12 protein-coding genes are annotated in these 15,541 nt (G+C 67.8%); 6 read left to right on the top strand and 6 right to left on the bottom strand.

Translation table 11 applies throughout. The features are described 5' to 3' along the window. Positions 1-19: 19 nt before the first annotated feature. From CFB50_RS39845 to CFB50_RS00630, 3 genes are all read left to right on the top strand, one after another. Positions 20-538, top strand: coding sequence for a hypothetical protein (locus tag CFB50_RS39845; protein WP_256978642.1), 519 nt, complete (start codon positions 20-22; stop codon positions 536-538). 59 nt (positions 539-597) lie between these two features. Further along, a complete protein-coding gene (gene cadR, locus CFB50_RS00635) occupies positions 598-1,029 on the top strand; it encodes a Cd(II)/Pb(II)-responsive transcriptional regulator (protein WP_011350541.1) in 432 nt (143 codons plus the stop codon). 68 nt (positions 1,030-1,097) lie between these two features. Continuing rightward, entirely contained in the window at positions 1,098-1,670 is a 573-nt protein-coding gene (locus CFB50_RS00630) for a PadR family transcriptional regulator (RefSeq protein WP_069246790.1), read from the top strand. 45 nt (positions 1,671-1,715) lie between these two features. On the opposite strand, the gene CFB50_RS00625 is transcribed toward CFB50_RS00630, so the two are convergent. The 4 genes from CFB50_RS00625 to CFB50_RS00610 form a co-directional block, all read right to left on the bottom strand. Then, on the bottom strand, positions 1,716-3,146 hold the full coding sequence (locus CFB50_RS00625; RefSeq protein WP_069246789.1) for an FAD-binding oxidoreductase: 1,431 nt from the start codon (positions 3,144-3,146) through the stop codon (positions 1,716-1,718). Positions 3,147-3,161: 15 nt separating this feature from the next. Continuing rightward, the gene (locus tag CFB50_RS00620; protein ID WP_069246788.1) at positions 3,162-3,950 is read right to left on the bottom strand and encodes an ABC transporter substrate-binding protein; all 789 of its coding nucleotides are present in this window, start codon (positions 3,948-3,950) and stop codon (positions 3,162-3,164) included. A gap of 58 nt (positions 3,951-4,008) precedes the next feature. Further along, complete coding sequence (locus tag CFB50_RS00615; RefSeq protein ID WP_069246787.1) at positions 4,009-5,163, bottom strand: pyridoxal phosphate-dependent aminotransferase; 1,155 nt, start codon at positions 5,161-5,163, stop codon at positions 4,009-4,011. Between the two features lie 210 nt (positions 5,164-5,373). Further along, positions 5,374-6,042, bottom strand: coding sequence for a TetR/AcrR family transcriptional regulator (locus CFB50_RS00610; protein ID WP_069246786.1), 669 nt, complete (start codon positions 6,040-6,042; stop codon positions 5,374-5,376). 121 nt (positions 6,043-6,163) lie between these two features. Here CFB50_RS00610 and CFB50_RS00605 point away from each other — a divergent pair, with 121 nt between their 5' ends. The 3 genes from CFB50_RS00605 to CFB50_RS00595 all read left to right on the top strand — a co-directional run bounded on the left by CFB50_RS00605 (position 6,164) and on the right by CFB50_RS00595 (position 10,018). After that, positions 6,164-7,816 (top strand): acyl-CoA dehydrogenase family protein, encoded by a 1,653-nt coding sequence (locus CFB50_RS00605; RefSeq protein WP_089444739.1) that lies wholly within the window; start codon positions 6,164-6,166, stop codon positions 7,814-7,816. 60 nt (positions 7,817-7,876) lie between these two features. Further along, positions 7,877-9,388, top strand: a complete 1,512-nt coding sequence (locus tag CFB50_RS00600; protein WP_069246784.1) for a class I adenylate-forming enzyme family protein — start codon at positions 7,877-7,879, stop codon at positions 9,386-9,388. A 156-nt stretch (positions 9,389-9,544) separates the two neighbouring features. After that, positions 9,545-10,018: a hypothetical protein gene (locus CFB50_RS00595; protein WP_231937734.1), complete on the top strand. Its 474-nt coding sequence runs from the start codon at positions 9,545-9,547 to the stop codon at positions 10,016-10,018. A gap of 213 nt (positions 10,019-10,231) precedes the next feature. Here CFB50_RS00595 and CFB50_RS00590 read toward each other — a convergent pair whose 3' ends face one another. Both CFB50_RS00590 and putA read right to left on the bottom strand, forming a co-directional pair. Further along, positions 10,232-11,371, bottom strand: a complete 1,140-nt coding sequence (locus tag CFB50_RS00590) for a branched-chain amino acid ABC transporter substrate-binding protein (RefSeq protein WP_069246782.1) — start codon at positions 11,369-11,371, stop codon at positions 10,232-10,234. Positions 11,372-11,455: 84 nt separating this feature from the next. Further along, positions 11,456-15,385 carry a trifunctional transcriptional regulator/proline dehydrogenase/L-glutamate gamma-semialdehyde dehydrogenase gene (gene putA / locus CFB50_RS00585; RefSeq protein WP_069246781.1) on the bottom strand — a complete coding sequence of 1,310 codons (3,930 nt, stop codon included), beginning with the start codon at positions 15,383-15,385 and terminating at the stop codon, positions 11,456-11,458. Between the last annotated feature and the right edge of the window lie 156 nt (positions 15,386-15,541).

Below are 15,541 nucleotides of genomic sequence, written 5' to 3'. Positions count from 1 at the left end.
TCCGGAATGCGGAGCGCACGTGACCCGACGCGGTCGCCTGCGCAACCGGCAGCGGCGCGAGCGTCAGCGCGGCAGGCGCGCAGCAATCGCCTGCCGCGTGGTCGTGGTCGTGGTCGTGGTCGTGGTCGTGGTCGTGGTCGTGGTCGTGACCGGCATGGTCGTGCGCGGCGCTGCCGTGTGCACGGGCGGCGCCATGGACATGCCCGTCGCCGTGCTCGTGTGCATGCTCATGACCCTGGTCGTGGTCGTGTTCCCTGCCGCTGCCGTGGCTGCAACCGGCGCCATGGACGTGACCCTCTTCACGACCCGCGTGCCCGTGATCATGTTCATGATCGTGGCTGTTGGCACGCGACTGCGCGCCGCGCGCTGCAGCGACCTCGCCGTGCGCGTGCTCGCCGGCCGACGGCGCCGCATCGGCAACGGTCGCCGTATCCGTATCGTGCGCGTCGGCGCAGCACGGGGCGGCGCCGCCGGCATGACGGTGTCGTGGGTCGTGGGTACGCTGGGCGTCGGTCATGACAACCTCCTCAATGGCTAACGGTGTAGAGTTAACACCCTGAAGCCACTACAAGGTCAACCCTTGCACGGGAGAAAGGTATGAAGATCGGCGAACTGGCCAAAGCGGCCCGCTGCACACCCGAGACGATCCGTTTCTATGAGAAAGAGGGTCTGATGCCGGATGCGGAGCGCACCGACTCGAACTACCGCAACTACACCGACGTGCACGTCGAGCGGCTGCGCTTCATCCGCAACTGCCGCGCGCTCGACATGGCGCACGACGAAATCCGCGCGCTGCTCCAGCTCACCGACACGCCGGCCGACCCCTGCGATTCGATCAATTCGCTGCTCGACGAGCACATCGGGCACGTCGATGCGCGCCTCGCGGAACTCACGCACCTGCGCGACCAGCTCACCGAATTGCGCCGCCAGTGCGTCGGCGAACATTCGGTCGAGGATTGCGGCATCGTGCACGGTCTCGCGACGATGGAAACCGTTGCGCCGGCCGCGAAGCGCTCGCACCTCGGCTGAAACCCTTGTGAAATATGATAGTCTGGATGAGAATAGTTATATTCTTACTAGATATTGAATAACTATTCATGTCCACCAGTCGCCCGTCTCCGCTTGCGCTGGCCGTCCTCGCGACGCTCACCGAAACGCCGATGCATCCGTACGGGATGCTGCAGCAACTGAAGGCTCGCGGGTACGACGAAGTCGTCAACGTGCGCCAGCGCACGAGCCTCTACCAGACGATCGACCGGCTGCTGCGCGACGGGCTGATCGCCGTGCACGACACCGAGCGCGACGGCGCGTTTCCGGAGCGCACGCTGTATGCGCTGACCGAGGCCGGGCACACGGCCGGGCAGGCGTGGCTGCACACGCTGCTCGCGGAGCCCGCGCGTGAATTCCCGGCGTTCGGCGCCGGTCTCGCGTTCCTGCCGCTGCTCGACGCCGAAGATGCACGCCACCAGCTGGAGCTTCGAATCACGCGGCTCGACGCCGAGCGCGAGCGCCTCGAAACGCTGCGCGCCACCGCGCAGGCCGATCAGGTACCGCGCCTGTTCCTGCTGCAGAACGAGCATGCGCTCGTGCTGCTCAATGCCGAACTCGACTGGGCGCGCAGCGTCGTCGAACACCTGAAGATCGGTGCGCTGCGCTGGGTGGATGGTTGACGGATCGCGCAGGCCGATTCGCACGAACAACGGCGATCGGTCTCGTTAAAGCACTTTGCCGGGATTCAGGATGCCGCACGGATCCAGCGCGGCCTTCAGTCTTCGCATCAATCCGATTTCCGCGTCGCTGCGCGTATGCGCGAGATAAGCGCGCTTGAGCACGCCGATCCCGTGCTCGGCCGACACCGAGCCGCCCATGTCCCGCACCACCGCGTACACGCAGTGATCGAGCGCATCGAGGTCCGTGTCGGTCATCCCGGCCAGCGACACGCCGATATGCACGTTGCCGTCGCCGACGTGGCCGAAGAACAGGCACGTGGCGTCCGGCCAGCGCGCCCGCAGCGCCGCCTCGCAGCGCTCGGCGAACGCGCCGAGTTCGCCCGTCGGCAGGCTCACGTCGAAGTTGACGAGATGCGGCAGCGCGTCGATCGCGAGTCCTTCACGCAGCGTCCACAGGTCGCGCGCCTGCCGCTCCGACGTCGCGAGCACCGCATCTTCCACGAGCCCTGCGTCGAACCCCGCCGCGAGACCGGTTTCCAGCGCATGATGCGCGTCGCCGCCCGGCGCGCTCGTCGCGCATTCGATCAGCACCGCGAAGCCAGCGTCGCCGACAAACGGCGCCGAAACACCCGGCGTATGACGCGCGACGTAGTCGTAGAACGCCGGCCACATCGCCTCGAAGCTGACGACCTCCGGCAGCGTGCGCACGCGGTTCCACAGCGCGACCACCGCGTCGTAGTCGCGCACGCGGCAGAGCGCCGTGGCCGGCGCGGCCAGCAGCGGATGCAGCCGCAGCACCGCGCGCGTGACGACGCCGAGCGTCCCCTCGCTGCCGATGAACAGCTGCTTGAGGTCGTAGCCCGCATTGTTCTTCAGCATCCGGTTCATCGACGACACGACCGTGCCGTCCGCGAGCACCGCCTCGAGCCCGAGCACCTGCTCGCGCATCATCCCGTAGCGGATCGCGCGCGTGCCGCCCGCGTTGGTCGCGAGCATGCCGCCGATCTGGCATGAGCCGCGTGCGCCGAGATCGACGCCGAACGTGAAACCCGCCGCTTCCGCGGCTTCCTGCACCGTCTGCAGCGGCGTCCCGGCGCGCACGGTCATCGTGCCGGCCGCCGCGTCGAGCGCCTCGATGCCCGCGAAGCGCTCCATCGACAGCACCGCCTCGCCGCCCAGCGCGACCGCGCCGCGCGCGAGCCCCGTCAGGCCGCCCTGCGGCACGACTGGCTGGCCCAGACGCGTGCACAACGCGAGCGTGCGCGACACGTCGTCGATGCTGCGCGGGCGCACCAGTGCACGCGGCCGCGCGCCGGCCGGCTCGTTGTACGCGGTGAAGTAACGCGGATCGATGTCGGCCGAGCGGGTCACGAGCGCATCGCCCAGTTCGGCGACGAGCAGGGCTTCGACCGCATCACCCGACAGCGATGCGCCGCCCTGTTCGCCACCCGCGGCGGCCGTGTGCCGGTTCTGCATCGCGCGCGGCTCCGCTTACTTCGCCGAGATGTCGATATCGCCGAAATACTTCAGGCCGAGCGACTTCACCGTGCCGTCCGCCTTCAGCTTGTCGATCGCCGCATCGAGTTTCGCCTTCAGCGCGCTGTCGCCTTTACGCAGCCCGAATGCGATGCCATTGCCGAGAATCTTGTCGTCGCGCACGGGCTGGCCGACGAACGAGAAGCCCTTGCCGTCCGGACGCGACAGGAAGCCGCGCTGGCCGGACGGTGCGAGCACGAGCGTCGCGTCGAGACGGCCGGACACGAGATCCGCGTATGCCTGGTTCTGGTCCTGGTACGCGACGACCGCGACGCCGGCCGGCTCCCAGTGCGCCTTCGCGAAGGTTTCCTGGATCGACGCCTGCAGCACGCCGACACGCTTGCCTTTCAGCGATTCCGGCGTCGGCAGCAGGCCGCTGCCGGTGCGTGCGATCAGCTGGGTCGGCACGCGATAGATGATCGTCGTGAAGTCGATCGCCTGGCGCCGCTGCTCGGTCGCGTTCATCGCCGAGTTGATCGCGTCGAACTTGCGGCCCTGCAGCGCGGGGATCAGGCCGTCGAACGACGTCTCGACCCATTTGCACGACAGCTTCGCCGTCTGGCAGACCGCATTGCCGACGTCAATGTCGAAGCCCTGCAGGTCGCCGTTCGGCGCTTTCGATTCGAACGGCGGGTATTGCGCCTCGAGGCCGAAGCGCAACGTCTGCGCCTCGGCGAGCGCTGCGCCGGAGCCGATTGCGCACGCGAGTGCGAACGCGAGTTTCAGGGTGGCCGTGTGCTTCATCGTGATCTCCTGTGTCTGGTCGGTGCGACGCTCCCGTCGCCGGTTTTCCGTACGGGCCTTACAGCGAACGCAGCCGCCGCGCGCCTTCGACCAGCGTCGCGTCGTCCTTCGAAAAACTGAGCCGGATCACGCCGGCGTCGGTGCCGTCGGTATAGAACGCCGACAGCGGAATCGTCGCGACGCGCGCGTCGCGGATCAGGCGCAGCACGAAATCGCTGTCGCTTTCGTCCGAGAAGTGCCGGAAGCGCGCGAGCATGAAGAACGAGCCTTCGCTCGGCAGCAGCTCGAAACGCGAATCGGCCAGCTCGCGCGCGAGCAGGTCGCGCTTGGCCTGGTAGAACGCCGACAGGCCGAGATAGCTGTCCGGCCGCGCGAGGATCTCCGCGAATGCGACCTGCATCGGCGTGTCGGCCGCGAACACCATGAACTGGTGCACCTTGCGGATCTCGTCCATCAGCTCGGCCGGCGCGAGGCAATGGCCGACCCGCCAGCCCGTCACGTGGAACGACTTGCCGAACGACGACACGATCACGCTGCGCTCGGCCAGCTCGCGATGGCGCGCCATGCTCTGGTGCTGCGCGCCGTCGAACACGACGTGCTCATACACTTCGTCGGACAGGATCACGATGCCGGTATCGCGCGTGAGCTGCGCGAGCCGTTCGAGATCGTCGGCGGAAAACACGGTCGCGGTCGGGTTGTGCGGCGTGTTCACGATGATCATCCGCGTGCGCGGGTTGATCGCCGCGGCGACTTCGTCCCAGTTCACGCGGAAATGCTCCGGCGACAGCTTGATTGCCACCGGCGTCGCGCCCTGCAGCCGCACGATCGGCGCATAGCTGTCGAACGACGGCTCGAAGTAGATCACCTCGTCGCCCGGATGCACGAGCGCGCTGATCGCCGCGTAGAGCCCTTCGCTCGCGCTGGCAATCACCGTGATTTCCGTGGCCGGGTCGTAGTGCGCGCCGTACAGCGCTTCGGTCTTTTCAGCGAGCCGCTCGCGCAGCGCCATGACGCCGGCCATCGGCGCGTACTGGTTGTGCCCGTCGCGCATCGCGCGCGCAACGCCTTCGACGAGCGCCGGATCGGGCGCGAAATTCGGCGCCCCCTGCGACAGGTTCAACGCATCGTGCCGGGCAGCCAGTTGGCCGATCACCGTGAAGATCGTCGTCCCGACGTCGGGCAGTTTCGAACGGGGCGCGGTCGCGCTTCGCATGACTCCTCCTTCTGATGTCCTTCGGGCGGCCGCGCGCGACGCGCACGGCCTGCATCTGTCGCACGATTTAGCCCGAGCCAATATCGGTGGACAATCGAAAGTTCGTCATGGCGGCCATGCATTTTTCTCATGACTCGCGCAGAGGGGCGCGCAGCGGCAAGGCTAGCCTGTCGGGGCGACATGCGAATCAGGCATTTCCCCTAGGGAATGCTACCGGCCGGCTGCCGTCAGGTAGGCGAGCAGCACGGCCCGCAGTTCGTCGCGCAGCGCGGCGATGTCGAACGCGGGCCCGAGCGTCAGCAGCGCCTGCGAAAGCCCGCCGTAGCAGATCGTGTGCGCCATCCGCGCGAGCCCGTCGAGCCGTGCGGCCGGCGGCGGGTCGGCCGCGTGCGCGAGCGCGTCGCGCCACAGCGCGACGTACGCGTCGTAATGCCGGCGGTAGGCGGTGAGCGGCGACACCTGCCGCTCCAGCGCGAAGAGCGCGCCCCACAGCGCCGCGTCGGCGCCGATCGCCTCGACCTGCAGGTCGACGAGCGCGGCGGCGAGTTCGGCCCGTGGCGCGCCGCGCAGCCGCGCGATGGCGTCGCGCAGCCGGTCGGCCAACGCCTGTACGTGCCGGTGGATGCAGAGCGCCGCGAGGCTCTGCTTGTCGCCGAAGTATTCGTAGAAGGTGCCGATGCTGACGCCCGCGACCGCCGCGATCTCGCGAATCGTCGCCTTCGCGTAGCCGCGTTCGAGCAAAAGCTGAACGAACGCCTGCTGCAGCGCGTCGGAACTCGCCTGCGCGCGCGACTGGCGCGGCCGGCGACGCAAGGCGGGCGCGGGTTGCGCCGCCGGCTGGCCGGGCGGCGCCGGAACCTGAACATGTCGCGGCGGCATATTTGCTACTCTGGAAATCAGCAGGGCATGCGTTTTACCGGGGGCCGGAGCCGGCGCCGAGGCGTCATCCGTGCGGCATGACGCCGGCCGCCCGCGAAGCATGAGACCGGAGACCACCTCGATGACCGAATCGACTCACGCCGTCACGAACCAGTTCGACGAACTGGTCGACTATAACCTCTTCGCGACGGACATCGCGCTGCGCGACGCGCTCACCCGCGCGGGCGCCGACTGGGCCGTGCCGCAGCTCGACGCCTACGGCGCGCGGCTCGGCAGCGCCGACACCGCTCGGCTCGCCGACGAAGCGAACCACCACACACCGGAACTGCACACCTTCGACCGGCGCGGCCGGCGCATCGACCGCGTCGACTTCCACCCGGCCTGGCACACGCTGCTCGGCCAGTACCGCCACGAAGGCTTCGTGTCGCTCGCCTTCCGCGACACGCGCCGCGGCCGCTGGGCCGCGACCGCGGCCGGCTTCTACCTGCATGGCCAGATCGAGGCCGGCACGCTGTGCCCGGCGACGATGACGCAGGCCGCGATTCCCGTGCTGCAGAAGGAGCCCGCGCTGTGGGACCTGCTGCGCGACAAGCTCTACAGCAACGACTACGATCCGCGCGACGTGCCGGTCGCCGACAAGCGCTCGATCTGGTTCGGCATGGGCATGACCGAGAAACAGGGCGGCTCCGACGTGCGCGCGAACACGACGCTCGCGACCGCGGTCGGCGCGGGCGGACGCGGCGGCGAATACCGGCTGCGCGGCCACAAGTGGTTTTTCTCCGCGCCGATGTGCGATGCCCACCTCGTCGTCGCACGCACCGAAGCCGGCAGCCCGTCTTGCTTCTACGTGCCGCGCTGGCGGCCGGACGGCACGAAGAACGCGGTCGAGATCCAGCGGCTGAAGGACAAAGTGGGCAACCGCAGCAACTCGAGCAGCGAGATCGAGCTGAACGACGCGTGGGGCATCATGCTCGGCGACGAAGGTCGCGGCATCCCGACCATCATCGAGATGGCCACCACCACGCGCCTGAACTGCGTGCTCGGCAGCGCGGCGATGCTGCGCCAGGGCGTCGTGCAGGCGATCGCGTACACGCGCCAGCGCCATGCGTTCGGCCGCGCGCTCGCCGAGCAGCCGCTGATGCGTACCGTGCTCGCCGATCTCGCGCTCGAAAGCGAAGCCGCGCTGTCGCTGTCGATGCGTCTCGCCGACGCGTTCGAGCGCGACGACTCGCCGCGCGAACGCGCGTGGAAGCGGATCGTCACGCCCGCCGCGAAATTCTGGGTGTGCAAGCGCGCGGTCGAGCTGACCGGCGAGGTGATGGAAGTATTCGGCGGCAACGGCTACGTCGACGACGGCCCGATCGCGCGGTTGTTCCGCGAGGCGCCCGTCAACTCGATCTGGGAAGGCTCGGGCAACGTGATGTGCCTCGACGTGCTGCGCGCGATATCGCGCGAGCCCGACGCGGCCGCCGCGCTGTTCGCCGAACTCGCCGACCTCGGCGCGGGCGAACCGCGCATCCGCGCGGCGCTCGACGCGCTGCGCGCGACGCTCGCGGCGCCGGCCGACACGCTCGAAGCATCGGGTCGCGTGTTCGCGCAGCGGCTCGCGGTGGTCGCGCAGGCGTGCCTGCTGCGCCGCGATGCGCCGGCGGCCGTTGCCGACGCATTCGTCGCGACGCGGCTCGCCGCACCCGACTGGGGCCGCATCGCGGGCGGCTTCGACCCGCACGCGATCGACGTCGCCGCGCTGCTGCAGCGCGCGTACCCGGCCTGATGCCTTTTCGGACAACTTAGTACGACCCAGTTCGCCTTCGATCGCCCGCCCGGAGTCCCGATGAACCTCGTCGCCGCCCTCGACCGCGCCGCCCGTGCGACGCCCGACCAGCCGTTCCTCGTCAGCGAATCCGCGACGATCACCTATGCCGCCGCGCGCGAGCGCTCGCACCGCGCGGCAGCCGTGCTGAGCGCGCTCGGCGTCGCGGCCGGCGACCGTGTCGCCGCGATGTGCTTCAACACGCCGGCGTTCGTCGACCTGATGTTCGGCGCGTGGCGGCTCGGCGCGACGTTCGTGCCGGTCAACCACAAGCTGCAGGCGCCGGAAGTCGACTACCTGCTCGAACACAGCCGCAGCAAGGCGCTGCTGTTCGACGTGGCGCTCGCGCCGGTGGTCGAACGCCTCGTGCATCCCGCGCGGCAGCTCGTGACCGAAGGCGAACTCGACGGCGTGCCGTGCTTCGACACGCTGTGCGCGACGATGGACGGCCTCGCGGGCATCGAGCCGGCCGACGGCGACATCGCGCAGATCCTCTATACGTCCGGCACGACCGGCTACCCGAAAGGCTGCGTGCACAGCCACCGCACCGTGACGCTCGCGGCGATGCAGGCGGCGCTCGCAACCGGCATCGGCCGCCATGAGCGCACGCTGATGGCGATGCCGATCTGGCATTCGTCGCCGCTCAACAACTGGTTCGGCGGCACGCTGGTCGCGGGCGGCACCGTCGTGCTGCTGCGCGAATACCATCCGCTGCGGTTCCTGCAGACCGTCGAGCGCGAGCGCGTGACGCTGTATTTCGGCGCGCCGGTGTCGTACCTGCTGCCGCTCGACACGGTCGACGGCTTCGCGGCGTTCGACCTGTCGAGCGTGCGCGCCTGGCTGTCCGGCGGCGGCCCGATCGGCCCCGCGCAAGCCGAACGTCTCGCACGCGCGTATCGCAGCGATGCGTTCTTCCAGGTGTACGGCATGACGGAAGCAGGGCCGGCCGGCACGACGCTGTATCCGGACGAGCAGATCGCGAAGGCCGGTTCGATCGGCCGCACCGGCGGCCCGGGCGTTGACCTGCGCGTCGTGCGGATGGACGGCATCGACGCGCAGCCGGGCGAGACCGGCGAGATCTGGCTGAAGACCGACAGCATGATGCTCGGCTATCTCGACGATGCGGCCTCGACGCGCGCCGCGTTCGCGCCGGACGGCTGGTATCGCACCGGCGACATCGCACGGATCGATCAGGATGGCTACCTGTTCATCGTCGACCGGCTGAAGGACATGATCGTGACGGGCGGCGAGAACGTCTATTCGAAGGAAGTGGAGGACGTGCTCGGCGCGCACCCGGACATCGCCGAGGCGGCCGTCGTCGGCGTCCCGCATCCCGACTGGGGCGAGACGGTGGTTGCGCACGTGGTGCTGCGCGCGGGCACCGTGCCCGACGCGGATGCATTGCGCGCGTTCTGCGGCGAGCGGCTGGCCGCGTACAAGATCCCGCGCGAATTCACGTTTGCGCAGGCGCTGCCGCGCACGCCGACGGGCAAGCTGCAGAAGTTCCTGCTGCGCGTGCGTCGCGGAGACTAAGTACCCGGGATTAAGTCAGCGCACTTACAACCCACGCACTCATATTCTCCTTGCATAAGAAATTTCGGATAGCGAATCATACTTGTCCGATTGATCAACGGTTCTTATCTGGAATAGCGTCTCTGGGCAGGACATTCCGTTTACCGAGACAGGACCGTGGTTGAGCAACGGCGACTAGCAATCAACAATGCCGACAGCATTGCAGGACACGTAATTTACATGCTTAAATTTATTATCGGCCTATGCCTGATCACTTCCAGCCCGGCATTTGCATGCATCGCCAGCGAGAATTTCGACATCTACTTTTCGAGAGATAGCTCGCACATATCGAATTCCGAGATCGTCCGCATTGCAAAATGGGTAGCCGACCAAAAAATCAATTATGCAAATCACCTAACCAAAGAAACGACGCTGATCAGCGGCCATGCCGAGGAAAGCGAACCGGAGGCACCGGCCCTTGCGCAATCGAGATTGCAAACCGCGTATGCGCTGTTGGAGGAATTAGGTTTTTTACGCGGGACCATCAAGAAGAGCGCCCGCGTTTATTCGCATGGCGACGTGGACAATGGACGGCGTGTGGAAATTTCCTTCCTGCCCGACTGCCCTAACAAGTGCTGCGACGGCAAGTAACGTCATACTGCCGCCGGCCACGGCGATGCGGTATCGACGTACGCATGCGGCGCCCCCGCTGCACCGTGGCCTGCAAGATCCCTATGCCCTACCGGCCGTGGCTCACCAAAGAAAAAGCCACCAGACCAGACAGGCCCGGTGGCTCTTTCGCATGACGCGCGGGACGGCGCATTGCGCCGCCGCCCCGCGCGTCAGAACATCAAGACCGGCTGCTTACTTCCCGCCGATGCTCTTCAGCGGCTTCCACTCGCCCTTCTCGACCTTGTACATCGTGATGCCGCCGTTCTTCAGGTCGCCCTTCGCGTCATACGCGACGTGCGTCGACGTCACGCCGGCCATGTCGGTCTTCGCGAGCACCGGCAGATATTTCGCCGGATCGGTCGAATCGGCCTTCTTCATCGCGTTGAACAGCGCCATCGCGCCGTCGTACGCGTACGGCGAGTACGTCTGCACGTCTTCGCCGAAGCGCTTCTTGTACTTGTCGGCGTACGTCTTGCCGCCCGGCATTTCTTCCAGCGGGAGGCCTGCCAGCGAAGCGATCGTGCCGTCGGCCGCGTTGCCCGCGATCTTCAGGAACGTCGGCGTCTTCACCATTTCGCCGCTCATCAGCGGGGCGGTGATGCCGAGCGCCTTCATCTGCTTGACCATCGGTGCCGCCTGCGAATCCGCGCCGCCGTAGTAGACGAGATCCGGCTTCGCTGCCTTCAGCTTGGTCAGGATTGCCTTGAAGTCGACAGCCTTGTCGTTCGTGAATTCACGGTCGACGATCGATGCGCCGCCGGCCTTCGCGGCCTTCTCGAACTGGTCGGCGAGACCCTGGCCGTAGGCCGTGCGGTCGTCGACGATCGCGATCTTCTTCATGCCGAGATCCTTCGACGCGAACGTGCCGGCCACCGAGCCCTGCTGCGTGTCGGACGTCATCATGCGGAAGGTCGTCTTGTAGCCCTGCTGCGTGTATTCCGGTGCGGTCGCCATCGCGATCTGCGGAATGCCCGCGTTCGCGTAGATGCGCGAAGCCGGAATCGTCGTGCCCGAGTTGAAGTGGCCGAGCATGCCCTTGATGCCGTCGTCGACGAGCTTCTGCGCGACCGTCGTGCCGGTGCGCGGGTCAGCCTGGTCGTCCTGCGTGTCGAGCACGAACTTCACCGGCTTGCCGCCGATCTTCGGGCTCGTCGCGTTGAAATCCTCGATCGCGAGCGCGATCCCGTTCTGCATATCCTTGCCGTAGTGCGCCTGCGCGCCCGTCATCGGCCCTGCGTAACCAATCTTCACGTCATCCGCATGGGCCGTCCCCGCCAGCGACATGACAGCGACGAACGTCGCGCCTGCCACTTTTTTCATCGTGTGTTGCATAGCATCTCCTTGGTACCAGGGTAAATGGAGCGGCTTCGGGATCGCCTGGCCGCTTCCTTTGTTTGATCCGAACGGCAAGGATGATCAGCCGATCGTCATCAAATTCGCATTGCCGCCCGCCGCGGCCGTGTTCACGCTCACCGAGCGCTCCGTCAGCAGCCGTTCCAGCGCGTAATCTTCCGCATCGCCGTTCTCGAACGCGCCCACCGACACGCCCTGCACCGACACGATCGGGCCCGGCCGCTGCGCGACGTCCTTCACGAGCGTCTGCAGTTCGTCGCTGTCGCCTTCGAACAGCACCGCGTCGAACGGCGCGTCGGCCTGCTTGCGCACGGTCGCATGCGCCTTCAGCGATGCCGGCAGCGCGGCCACCAGCGCCTCGCCTGCCGCACCCGCGAACAGCGCGCGGTTACCGGTCGCCAGCACCGCCGCGAACTGCGCGCGCGCACCGCCCGGCGTCGCCGCGACACACAACACCGTGCCGCGCGGGCCGAGTGTATACGTGTTTCGCTCGCCCGTCGGACCGGTCAGCACCGCGGTCGCACCGGCCGGCACCTGGGCCAGATAGCCGTCGCAACGCGCGGCCAGCGCCGGCTCGCGCTGCTCGATCAGCCAGTCGCGCAGCGTCGTGAGCGCCGCCGCCGGGTTGCCGCGTGCGTCGCCTTCCACCGCGCCGTCCGCGATCAGCGTCTGCGCGAGCGAACGCGGCAGGCCCGACGGACGCGTCGCGAGCAGGCGCTGCAGGTACAGCGCGCCGCCGGCCTTCGGGCCGGTGCCCGACAGCCCTTCGCCGCCGAACGGCTGCACGCCGACCACCGCGCCGATCACGTTGCGGTTCACGTAGATGTTGCCGACGTGCGCATTCGAGATCACGTGCGCGATCGTCTCGTCGATCCGCGTGTGGATGCCGAGCGTCAGGCCGTAGCCGGTCGCGCGGATCTGTTCCAGCAGCTTGTCGAGCTGGCTGCGGCGGTAACGCACCACGTGCAGCACGGGGCCGAACACTTCGCGCTTCAGCTCGTCGATGCTGCCGATCTCGATCAGCGTCGGCGGCACGAACGTGCCGTGCGCGCAGGCGTCGGGCATCGGCAGCTGCGTGACGCCGTGACCCTTGTCCTTCATCGCCGCGACGTGCGTGTCGATCGTCTGCTTCGCTTCTGCGTCGATCACCGGGCCGACGTCCGTCGACAGCCGGTCCGGGTTGCCGAGCGCCAGTTCGTGCATCGCGCCCTTGAGCATCGTCAGCGTGCGGTCCGCAACGTCGTCCTGCAGACACAGAACGCGCAGCGCCGAACACCGTTGACCGGCCGAGTCGAACGACGACTGCATCACGTCCGCGACGACCTGCTCCGCGAGCGCCGACGAGTCGACGATCATCGCGTTCTGGCCGCCCGTTTCGGCGATCAGCGGGATCGGCTTGCCGTCCGGGTCGAGGCGCGCGGACAGCGTCTTGTTGATCAGGCGCGCCACTTCGGTCGAGCCGGTGAACATCACCGCACGCGTACGCGCGTCGGCCACCAGCGCCGCGCCGACGGTCTCGCCCGTGCCCGGCAGCAGTTGCACCGCACCGGCCGGCACGCCGGCCTCGCGCAGCAGGCGCACGGCCTGGGCAGCGATCAGCGGCGTCTGTTCAGCCGGCTTCGCGAGCACCGTGTTGCCGGCGGCGAGTGCCGCGGCGACCTGCCCCATGAAGATCGCGAGCGGGAAGTTCCACGGGCTGATACAGACCACGGGGCCCAGCGGGCGGTGCGTGTCGTTCGAGAATTCGTCGCGGATCTGTGCGGCGTAGTAGCGCAGGAAGTCGACCGCTTCGCGGATCTCGGCGATCGCGTTCGGCAGCGATTTGCCGGCTTCGCGCACGATCAGGCCCATCAGCGTGTGCATCTGCGCTTCGAGCAGGTCGGCCGCGCGCACCAGGCAATCGGCACGCGCATCGACCGGCGTCGCCTGCCAGATCGGCGCGGCGGCCACCGCGTGCGCGAGCGCCGCGCTCACGTGTTCGGCCGTCGCTTCGCTGACCGTGCCGACCAGGTCGCGCTGGTCGGCCGGGTTGCGCACGTCGCGGGCCGGTGCGTCGGCGAGCGCGTCGTCGGCGAGCATCGGCGCCGCGCGCCACGGGAAATGTGCACTCGCGAGCAGCGCGGACGACAGCGACGCGAGGCGGTGTTCGTTCGACAGGTCGAGGCCCATCGAGTTGGGTCGCTCGTCGCCGTACAGGTTGCGCGGCAACGGGATCTTCGTGTGCGGCGCGCCGAGCGGCACGACCTTCGATGCCTCGTCGACCGGATCGGCGACCAGCTCCTTCACCGACACGGTTTTATCCGCGATGCGGTTCACGAACGACGTGTTCGCGCCGTTCTCGAGCAGGCGGCGCACCAGGTACGCGAGCAGCGTCTCGTGCGTGCCGACCGGTGCGTACACGCGGCACGGACGGTTCAGCTTGTCGCGGCCGGTGACTTCCTCGTACAGCGGCTCGCCCATCCCGTGCAGGCACTGGAATTCGTACTGGCCCGGGTAATAATTCTGGCCCGCGAGCTGGTAGATCGCGGCCAGCGTGTAGGCGTTGTGCGTCGCGAACTGCGGGTACACGGCGTCCGGCGCCGCGAGCAGCTTCTTCGCGCACGCGAGGTACGACACGTCCGTGTAGATCTTGCGCGTGTAGACCGGATAGCCTTCGAGGCCGTCGACCTGCGCACGCTTGATCTCGGTATCCCAGTACGCGCCCTTCACGAGGCGGATCATCAGGCGGTGACGGCTGCGGCGCGCGAGATCGATCAGGTAGTCGATCACGAACGGGCAGCGCTTCTGGTAGCCCTGCACCACGAAGCCGATGCCGTTCCAGCCCGCGAGGTCCGGATCGAAGCACAGCGCCTCGAGCAGGTCGAGCGACAGTTCGAGGCGGTCGGCTTCTTCAGCATCGATGTTCAGGCCGATGTCGTAGCGGCGTGCGAGCAGCGCGAGCGAGCGCACGCGCGGCAGCAGCTCGCTCATCGTGCGGTCCTGCTGCGAGCGCGAGTAGCGCGCATGCAGCGCCGACAGCTTGATCGAGATGCCCGGGCCTTCGTAGATGCCGCGGCCGCCGGCCGCCTTGCCGATCGCGTGGATCGCCTGTTCGTACGACGCGTAGTAGCGCTGCGCGTCCTCTTCGGTCGTCGCCGCTTCGCCGAGCATGTCGTACGAGTAACGGAAGCCGCGCGCTTCGTACTTGCGGCTGTTCGCGAGCGCTTCGGAAATCGTCTCGCCGGTGACGAACTGCTCGCCCATCAGGCGCATCGCCATGTCGACGCCCTTGCGGATCAGCGGCTCGCCGCCGCGGCCGATCAGGCGCGTTAGCGCCGACGACAGCCCGGCTTCGCTGTTGGTCGTCACGAGCTTGCCGGTGATCATCAGCCCCCAGGTCGCCGCATTCACGAACAGCGACGGCGCGTGGCCGACGTGCGAGCGCCAGTCGCCCTTGCTGATCTTGTCGCGGATCAGCGCATCGCGCGTCGCGCGATCGGGAATGCGCAGCAGCGCTTCGGCGAGGCACATCAGCGCGACGCCTTCCTGGCTCGACAGCGAGAACTCGTGAATCAGCCCTTCGACGCCACCGCCCGAGCTCTTCTCGCGCAGCGCCTCGACGAGCTTCGTCGCGAGCGCCTGCACGTCCGCCTGCAGGTTCGCGGGCAGGCGCGCCTGGCCGAGCAGGAACGGCACGCATTCCGGCTCGGGGCGGCGGTACGCCGCCGTGATCGCCGCGCGCAGCACCGATTGCGGTTGCACGTTCTGCGCGAACTCGAGGAACGGATGCGGCGAGTTGTCGTCGTCGCCGTCCGCGTGACCGTCGGCGAGCTCCGTGACGCCGCTGTGGCCCGACAGCTCGGGCGGCAACTGGCCGTGCTCGATCCGCTCGAGATACGCGAAGATCGCCTGCTTGATCAGCCAGTGGGGAGTGCGCTCGAGACGCGCGGCGGCGTCCTTGAGGCGCGAGCGGAGAAGGTCGTCGACTTTGACGCCGAGAGTCGTGCTTGCCATGGTGGGTTCGTGCGCCGGTGCGAGCCCGGCAATGTGGTGTGAGAGGATGCGCGAAATCCTACGGCACGCAATAAAAAGGTGCAACCAAATTACGAGGCAGGTTGCACCCATAGGTTACTCAATATAATCAGCCACTTATGCGGTTGCAACCTAGGA

Origin of the sequence: Burkholderia sp. AU33423, assembly GCF_002223135.1 — a bacterium.
GTDB lineage: Bacteria > Pseudomonadota > Gammaproteobacteria > Burkholderiales > Burkholderiaceae > Burkholderia > Burkholderia lata_D.
This window is presented reverse-complemented; position numbering and strand designations above follow the sequence as displayed.